This is a genomic window from Kitasatospora sp. NPDC057904, from assembly GCF_042887925.1.
GTDB lineage: Bacteria > Actinomycetota > Actinomycetes > Streptomycetales > Streptomycetaceae > Kitasatospora.
Genome location: NZ_JBHVOL010000077.1, coordinates 1 through 1,226, shown reverse-complemented (window position 1 = coordinate 1,226; position 1,226 = coordinate 1). Strand labels below are relative to the sequence as shown.

At 41.4% G+C, this 1,226-nt stretch carries 1 protein-coding gene; it reads left to right on the top strand.

Translation table 11 applies throughout. From position 1 onward, the window contains the following. Positions 1–1,226 (top strand): non-ribosomal peptide synthetase (locus tag ACFVSN_RS45185; protein WP_387959338.1); only part of this gene is annotated, 1,226 nt, incomplete at both ends.

Here is a 1,226-nt window from a genome sequence, read left to right as displayed (position 1 = left end):
GCAGTAGTGAATACACTATTAGATATTAATGAGAGATTCAAAGTAGGCAGCGAAGATAAAATCATTGCCCTATCATCGATGAGCTTTGATTTATCTGTCTATGATATTTTTGGAGCACTCATTAGTGGAGCCCAGTTAGTATTAATTCCCGATCTCTTAGATGTGGCCAGCATTCACCAGATCATGATCGAAGAAGAAATCACGATATGGAATTCGGTTCCGGCCATTATGGATATGTATCTGGAAAGCACAAAACAAGACACAGTGCGGAGATCTGCAGCAGAGCGCTTACGTATGGTGATGCTAAGTGGAGACTGGATTTCTCTTGGTTTGCCGGAGAAAATCAAAACAAGAATGCCAAAAGCACAAGTGATCGGGTTAGGTGGAGCAACGGAAGGCTCTATATGGTCCATCTATTTCCCAATCACAGAAGTGAAGCCAGAGTGGAAAAGTATCCCTTATGGATATCCGTTGAAAAATCAACAAATTTACGTACTGGATGATTGTGGAGAAGAATGCCCGGTAGGCGTTCCAGGAGAACTGCATATTGGTGGAAAAGGAGTCGCCGCAGGTTATCTCAATGAAGAAGAGAAGACGAAGGCCGCCTTTATCAACCATAGATTAGGGTATCTGTACAAAACAGGTGATTATGGTGTCATGCGTCAGGAAGGATATGTAGACTTCCTTGGAAGAAAAGATAGTCAAGTAAAGATACGTGGACATCGTGTCGAACTGGGAGAAATAGAACACTGTATCAATCATTTGCCAAATATTCACCAGTCCGTAGTCGCTGATTATAGTGATTCACATGGAGAGAAGCAGCTGTGTGGGTATATTGTTGCAGATGAGGCAGTAGAATTGGCAGAAATAAAAAGAGAGTTAGCCAAATATCTGCCTGATTATATGATCCCGGCACAATTCATACAGGTAGATGAGATTCCACTATCTGCAAATGGTAAGGTAGATCGTAAATTATTGCCGGACCCGGAAAAATATATTGAAGAAAGTAAGATGATAAGGGGTTATGAGGCACCAAAGACCCAGACGGAAAAATTGGTAGTAGAGGCATTTGAACATGTACTTGGTATGGAAAGAGTAAGTGTAAACGACAATTTCTTTGATTTGGGTGGAGATTCGATTAAGGCTATCCATATTCTAAACAAGATAAGAGAAGCTGGATACGATAGCTCCATGCGAAATCTTTTGATGGAGAGAACACCGAAGCT